Raw genomic sequence first — 7,079 nt, forward strand, 5'->3', positions numbered from 1 at the left:
GTGATCAATACGAATATCGTAAAGGCCAGTGGCTTAAAGCTATACTCCATTCTTCACCTCCTTTCCCTGATTATCACGGGATCCTGCGTACCAGTTATATGCGAGTGCAATGATGATTGCTCCGATGATAATTCCCATTCCGGAAACGATTGCAAGGTTCAACCCCCCAACCCTGATTCCAAGCAGGCCTTTCATAAGCGTTCCTGCGATGGTGAACATACCATAAGATGTCATGTACAGGAAAAACATCCCCATCGCTCCATGCCAGAGCCGCTTATCCGGGATCAAATCCGGTGTGACTACAACCGGTTTTGGTTTTGCATAGCTCCTGACCTTGGAGACAACCAGATCCATCTCCTTTTGTGTTGGTTTTACTGCCCAGACGGTGCAGGGTGAGAGGCGAAGTACCGCTTCAGATACATCTCCCAGCACAAATCCGGCAACTCCGCGGAGATTCGAACTCCCCATAACAATAAGCTCGGCTCCAACCTCATCTGCATATTCCACAATGATTCCGGCAACCGGACCCTCCCGTTTGATCGTCGTGAACGGGACGTTCTGTTCATGAGCATATGCCTCTGCAAACCATACTCCGTCAACTTTGCATCTTCGAAATATGACATTTTAATCGAGATAATTTTGATGAATTAGAAAAATCAGCGATTATGAATGAAATGTTCATATGGAACCGGGTCATACCTGTGATCCCAAGAGGAATATTATGCAGAATATTGTCCTCACAGGCCTGCCAGGTGCCGGAAAAAGCACATTGGGAGTGATTCTTGCAAAAGCTCTGGGCATGCATTTTATAGATACCGATATCATCATCCAGGATTATACCGGACAACTTCTTCAGGAGATAATTGATACGCAGGGTGTGGAACCTTTTCTGAAGATTGAAGAAGATTGTATTCTTTCGCTCACCTGTTCTAATACTGTTATTGCTACAGGCGGGAGTGTTATCCTTCGGAAAAAGGCAATGGAGTACCTCTCGTCACATGGCACGATCATATATCTTGCGATCGCATTTGATGAGATGGTAAAAAGACTCCAAAATATTACCACCCGGGGGATTATTCTCGAGCAGGGACAGAGTCTTCGCGGGATGTATGAACAGAGAATTCCACTCTATGAGAAGTATGCAGATATCCAAATCAATTGTTCTGGAGTACCCTTTGAGAGTGTCGTTAAGACCATTATACTCAAGATAAGACAGCAGAAGAATAGTTATTAAGAATTGTAAAGAGAAACGGTATAATTATCTGATATAATCCAAGACCCATTCCATACCCACACATGTATTTCTCTTCAGATGAAACTGGTGATGAGAAACACGGATAGTTACGTTATGGGGTATGAACAGGAGTTTCACAATCAAAGAACCGAACCTCTCCAGGAAGGGGAGAAAAGCGTCATTCTGCATGCCCTTATATCACCTCCTTTTAAGGGCATCGCAATTTTTGGATTATCGAGATTGGAACACCCTGTACGGAATATTCCCCTTGGACATCGTGATCTCTTTCCTCAGGCAATTCCTCATTATCTGCTGATTGAGAATGTACAAACGATAACCGGCCTTTCCTCACGCTTTTTTTGCAGGGAATACTGGACAATTCATGCTCCGGATACGTTATTGTATACCACCATTCCCAAACAATATAAATCCGAATGCCGGCCTGTGCCACTTGTACGGTATTCTGTCCCTGTCATTACTCTGTCCTACGAGACATGCTTAGATGTTTTTGCTTCCCTTCATGGAGTGCACGATATTCTATTGGGTGATACACTCCTTTATCTGCTCACCTTGTTTAAATCTGCGTGTATACTGGCCAGAGATGGAAGATGTAAACCTGCTTTTATAAAGACTCATACGGAAACACAGGCTGCATGGACGTTCGCCCTCTGTCCTGAGGATACCGTGTGGCTGACCAGATTTGCAGCCGCTATGCCACCGATCATGCGGTATGCAAGTGATCAGAAGAATATGCCTACGGTTCTTCCCTCACATAAAGAACGCCTCTCATCAGCCCTTTCAGGAATTATTGAAACCATAGTCCGGCAGGCACTCACAAAACACTCTTCTTTTATCCGGCCAGGAAAACGGATGCGGGAACAGGAGAAAGATGCCCTGGCTTTTATGGCATCACTCACCGGGCAGGACCTTCATGTACAGAATCATTCTATGGATACAGGATTTGTACAGAACATGAGCGATTGGCTTTCATTCCGGAAAGAAGGCTATTTGCCATTTCGTACCTGTATACGGGTTCGCGAACCAGCTGGAGAGGAACTTGAGCCGTGGTTTATCGAACTTACTCTGAGGGCACTCTCAGATCCAGACCTTTTCATCCCTGCCAGAATGATCTGGAACCTTCCCGAAGAATCGGGCGGAATGCTTCCCGCCGGTTCAATCCTCCGTCAGGAACTCCTTTCCGGGCTCGCTCAGTCTGTAGCGGTATCAAAAATCCTCAAAGACTGTTTCTCGGGTTCAAATCCGACAACGGGGGAGATCTCACTTGCACAGGCGGCAACCTTCCTTACTGCCGAGGCTTTGGCCGTAAAAGATGCCGGAGTTGATGTAATCCTTCCGTCATGGTGGAATGATGAGAAGTACCGACCCCGGATCGAACTGAGTGCTCAGAAAAAAGATCCGACTCGCCGGGATGGGATGCTTGGGATATCTGAACTTATCGCATTTGATTACCGGATAGCCATTGGTGATGAGTCCTACAGTCCTGAGGAGTTCTGGCAGGCTGTCAGACAGAATACTCCTCTTATCAAAATGAAAGGGAGATGGATTGTTGGAAATGCCGGCTCACTTTCTGCTGCACTCACGCAATTTGAGAGGCGGTATATCAAGGCCAGACCAAAAGCCGGAGATCTCATCCGGCTCTCGGCGATCGGGCAGACTGATTCAGATCTAAAAGTTACTATACGAGGGAATGATAAATGGGCAACTGATATTCTCTCAATGCTTATGTCAGGAGGAGATGTTACTGAGTATACTATCCCAAAAACCCTGAACGGAAGACTCAGACCATATCAGGAGATCGGTCATGCCTTCCTCCTCCGCTGCTCTGAACGAGGGTTTGGAGCATGTCTTGCCGATGATATGGGACTTGGAAAGACTATTCAGACAATTGCCTGGTTTTTATCCGTAAAAGAAAAGAATTCCTCTCTGGCACCTGCCCTCATCGTCTGTCCGATGTCGGTTGTTGGTAACTGGGAGCGGGAGATACACCGGTTCGCACCCTCACTTTCCGTCTGGATTCATCATGGTTCATCACGGTGCAGGGGAGATGATTTTATCCGGCTTATTCATACATACGACATGATTCTGACCACATATAACCTGGCGGCTCGGGATCTGAACCATCTGGCACCAGTCAGCTGGTCAGCGGTTATCCTTGACGAAGCACAGAATATTAAAAATCCACATACGCGTGTATCACAGGCTGTTCGGCAGCTGACGGCTGACCGGAGGATTGCCCTGACCGGAACACCGGTTGAGAACCGTCTTCTTGAACTCTGGTCCATCATGGACTTTTTAAATCCCGGGTACCTGGGCTCACAGCATGCATTCCAGTCACGGTACGGGCACCTGTCAGGAGGGAATACCAATACCGTGGCAATGACTGAACTCCGCCTGCTGATCCGGCCATTCCTTCTGCGACGGATGAAGACAGATAAAACCGTGATTGCCGATCTCCCGGACAAGATGGAATCAAAGATGTATTGTACTCTGACCAGGGAACAGGCCACCCTCTATCAGGCGGTGGTATCTGATATGGCACAGAGTCTTGATGTGGTAACCGGGTTTGCCCGGAGAGGAGTAATTTTCCGGGCCATTACAAGGCTGAAGCAGATCTGCAACCATCCAGGCCTTATGATTCATGATAACAATTTGAGACCTGAACAATCGGGGAAAGTGAGCCGTCTTCTTGAGATGCTTGAAGAGGTCAGCCAGGAGGGTGATTCGGCCCTTATTTTTACCCAGTATGCAACGTTTGCAGAATATATTGCAGCAATACTCAGGGAGCAGTTCTCCATTCCGGTTCTGCTCCTCACCGGCAAGACGCCCCGTAGGGAGCGTGAGCGGCTGGTCCATCGGTTTCAATCCTCAAATATGCCGTTATTTTTTGTGATATCCCTGAAAGCCGGAGGGACTGGGCTGAATCTGACTGCAGCAACCCATGTGTTTCATGTTGACCGGTGGTGGAACCCTGCGATTGAAGATCAGGCAACTGATCGGACGTTTCGTATTGGACAGAAACAGAATGTGCAGGTTCACCTGATGATCGCTGCCGGGACTCTTGAGGAACAGATTGACCGGATTAATTGTGAAAAGAGAGTGCTTGGACAGGAGGTTCTTGGACAGGGAGAGGATCTCCTCACCAGCCTCTCAACAGAAGAAGTACTGGATCTTGTCTCACTTCGCGATGCAGTGCTTTCAGAAGAGGAGGAAGAATGAAGAGAAAAATCTGGTGGTCAGTACCTGGCACACTCCCGATCCATACCAGGATCACGTTGCACAGTCAGCACGGGCCAATAGGCAGAACCTGGCTGGCGAAACAATTTGTATTGATTCTTGAGGAGTACGGAGAGAACGGACGGCTCATCAGGGCAAAACATTGTGGACGACATGGCGGAGGGAATTCCATTCAGATAAGAGCCGGTGAGATGAGTATGGGGGTATTATGCAGTGGAACATCAGCACGGGCAGTAGGGCTTTTATTCCCCCGTTTTTCTGATGAGATGTGGGATATGGTTGTACATACCATATCAGGGAATGCAACTCTGACTGGATCGCTCCTTACCGGATCATTCTCCACTGATATCGTGGATGAACTTAAGCAGAAAGGAATACACCTGATTCCTGACCATTACCGGAGTGTTCGGGCATTTTGTCACTGCAGCGATGATCAGAATCCCTGCATTCATATTGCTGCTGCATGGTATTTCCTTGCGGAGATTCTGGATGAGGATCCCTGGGTACTCTTTCTCCTCCACGGAATGACACGAGAAGAGGTTTTACAGAGAATAGGGGGGCATAGAGATAAAATTTCCCAACCGGTTCCCGATAGTAACGAAGAACAGCTGATCATTCAGGAGACCGGGATTCCTGATTCATATGATGCATCTGGATTTTTCTCCTGCATGGGGAGTGCTGATGATGTACTGACACCAGTCCCGCAACGAAGAATAAACCCGGCCATGCTCCTTGGGCCTGCTCCTTTTAAACTCGGAGGAAAGAATCTGGCAAAACGGATAGAGCAACTGTATCCGGTTATCAGTTCCTATGCAGCATCGCTGCTCTCGAGGGAGTAATGAAAAAAGATAATGGTTATCAGATATCTCCCATGGCAAGGGAGATGCCTTGCTTTATACTTGCAAGGCCTTCTTCATGTCTGCCGGTCTTCCGAAGGGTTATTCCCCTGTTATACCAGGCCTCAGCATTGTGTGGATCACATAACAAAGCCGCATCATACCATGCAAGAGCTTCAGCATAATTCCCCATACGATCAAGAACATTCGCTTTTGAGTGTAATGCACGTACATTTGCCGGATCATCCGCAATTATCCGGTCATACAGGTTCAGAGCCTGGTGATAATCTCCTGCCATCTTACACTTATGTGCATCACGAAGAGTACACTCGATATTTGGATCTATTTTTGTAATCGTTCGTTCCTGTGAAACAAGCACATCGGTTTCCATGTTTTTTCCTCCATTTAAAACTCCAGGATCACTGCATTCAAATATCTGCCGGTTATCAGCAATCCTACCCAAGCGATTCCTACGCTTCCTTCTACAGGACTGTCTCACCATCTCAGAATCTGCAGGGAAGCAGGATGATGTGTGGTATCCCTCGGATGAATGACCGTGGAACTCCTGAAAAATTAAGAATTTGCCAACCAGTATCGCAATTCAGTGCTGTACATCGCATCTGCATACAGGTATGCCATGCACTATAATGCACCATAATGGCACGAAACCAAAGGACAATATATATTTCAGAACGATGTATAGGATAACCAACCAGAAATGTCAGAAAAAACAATCCGGGTGCTCCATGTAGATGATCAGCACCTCTGGAGATCGACTGTTTCTGATTATCTCATCCTTTTTGGCAGGTATGAGATTGTATCTGCCAAATCTGGAGAAGAAGCCCTTCATCTGCTCCGAAACACCTCCTTTGATATCATCATATCCGATTACCAGATGCCTGAGATGGATGGTATAGATCTGCTTATTCAGATCAGAAGACGTGGTGAATCAATCCCCTTAATTCTTTTTACCGGAATAAAACAGGAAGAACTTGAACAAAAGGCGAGAGATTCAGGTGTTGATTTTTATGTAGTCAAGACTGGTGATCCGTCTGTGGTCTTCTCTGATCTCAGCCAGAAGATACAACTGGCGGTTGCCCGCTCTGATACCGTGCAGGAACTCAAAAAATATCAAAAGCACCATATATCCTCCCCATCAGCTCCCTCGTAAAAAAACCTGAAACGTCAAAAACCTTTGATTATGCTTTATCGTACAGTCCCCAGGACACAAGAAAAACTCCCGATCCTGGGATTCGGGTGTATGCGGTTTGTGGAGCGAAATGGTACCATAGACGAGGAACACTCGAAAACGCTCCTGAGGTATGCAATTGATAAAGGTATCACCCATCTGGACACCGGCTGGATGTACCATCATGGTCAGTCAGAATCATTTCTGGGAAGGGCTCTTGCAGGTGGCTATCGCGAGAAAGTGACTCTGTCAACAAAGCTGCCCCACTGGCTTGTCTCATCCAGGGAGGATATGGATTTCTTCCTCAATACCCAGCTCATCCGTCTCAATACCGGGTATATTGACTATTACCTGATCCACTCAATTGGAAAGGAGAGCTGGAACCGGATGAAAGCACTGGGTGTGACGGATTTTCTTGACCAGGCAAAGGCAGATGGACGGATCAAATACACCGGTTTTTCTTTTCATGAAGACACCAGGACATTTAAAGAGATCGTCGATGCATATCCGTGGGAGTGCTGTCTCATTCAATATAACATCATCGATGAGTTCAGCCAGGCTGGTC

The 7,079-nt window shown here is 47.0% G+C and carries 7 protein-coding genes; 5 read left to right on the top strand and 2 right to left on the bottom strand.

What is annotated here, in order from left to right; all coding sequences use genetic code 11:
* Nucleotides 1-39: 39 nt before the first annotated feature.
* Nucleotides 40-618 (bottom strand): universal stress protein, encoded by a 579-nt coding sequence (locus PLA23_RS08690; protein WP_324474890.1) that lies wholly within the window; start codon nt 616-618, stop codon nt 40-42.
* Between the two features lie 103 nt (nt 619-721).
* On the opposite strand from PLA23_RS08690, the gene PLA23_RS08695 reads away from it, so the two are divergent.
* The 3 genes from PLA23_RS08695 to PLA23_RS08705 all read left to right on the top strand — a co-directional run bounded on the left by PLA23_RS08695 (nt 722) and on the right by PLA23_RS08705 (nt 5,328).
* Complete coding sequence (locus PLA23_RS08695; RefSeq protein ID WP_324329455.1) at nt 722-1,234, top strand: shikimate kinase; 513 nt, start codon at nt 722-724, stop codon at nt 1,232-1,234.
* A gap of 90 nt (nt 1,235-1,324) precedes the next feature.
* Nucleotides 1,325-4,471 carry a DEAD/DEAH box helicase gene (locus PLA23_RS08700; RefSeq protein WP_324474885.1) on the top strand — a complete coding sequence of 1,049 codons (3,147 nt, stop codon included), beginning with the start codon at nt 1,325-1,327 and terminating at the stop codon, nt 4,469-4,471.
* On the top strand, nt 4,468-5,328 hold the full coding sequence (locus PLA23_RS08705) for an SWIM zinc finger family protein (protein WP_324474886.1): 861 nt from the start codon (nt 4,468-4,470) through the stop codon (nt 5,326-5,328). Before PLA23_RS08700 ends, PLA23_RS08705 begins: the two co-directional genes overlap by 4 nt.
* Nucleotides 5,329-5,347: 19 nt before the next feature.
* On the opposite strand, the gene PLA23_RS08710 is transcribed toward PLA23_RS08705, so the two are convergent.
* Nucleotides 5,348-5,716 carry a tetratricopeptide repeat protein gene (locus PLA23_RS08710; protein WP_324474887.1) on the bottom strand — a complete coding sequence of 123 codons (369 nt, stop codon included), beginning with the start codon at nt 5,714-5,716 and terminating at the stop codon, nt 5,348-5,350.
* Between the two features lie 327 nt (nt 5,717-6,043).
* Between PLA23_RS08710 and PLA23_RS08715 the strand changes: the two genes are divergently transcribed.
* Both PLA23_RS08715 and PLA23_RS08720 read left to right on the top strand, forming a co-directional pair.
* Entirely contained in the window at nt 6,044-6,496 is a 453-nt protein-coding gene (locus PLA23_RS08715) for a response regulator (RefSeq protein WP_324474888.1), read from the top strand.
* Between the two features lie 90 nt (nt 6,497-6,586).
* A partial coding sequence (locus PLA23_RS08720; RefSeq protein ID WP_324474889.1) for an aldo/keto reductase occupies nt 6,587-7,079 on the top strand: 493 nt, incomplete at its 3' end.

Source organism: Methanospirillum sp. (assembly GCF_035406105.1).
Taxonomy (GTDB): Archaea; Halobacteriota; Methanomicrobia; order Methanomicrobiales; family Methanospirillaceae; genus Methanospirillum.

What these genes read in the sequence shown, in the direction of transcription:
- PLA23_RS08695 (WP_324329455.1), top strand. Translation starts at nt 722, where the DNA reads ATGCAGAATATTGTCCTCACAGGCCTGCCAGGTGCCGGAAAAAGCACA.
- PLA23_RS08700 (WP_324474885.1), top strand. Translation starts at nt 1,325, where the DNA reads ATGAGAAACACGGATAGTTACGTTATGGGGTATGAACAGGAGTTTCAC.
- PLA23_RS08705 (WP_324474886.1), top strand. Translation starts at nt 4,468, where the DNA reads ATGAAGAGAAAAATCTGGTGGTCAGTACCTGGCACACTCCCGATCCAT.
- PLA23_RS08710 (WP_324474887.1), bottom strand. Translation starts at nt 5,716, where the DNA reads ATGGAAACCGATGTGCTTGTTTCACAGGAACGAACGATTACAAAAATA.
- PLA23_RS08715 (WP_324474888.1), top strand. Translation starts at nt 6,044, where the DNA reads ATGTCAGAAAAAACAATCCGGGTGCTCCATGTAGATGATCAGCACCTC.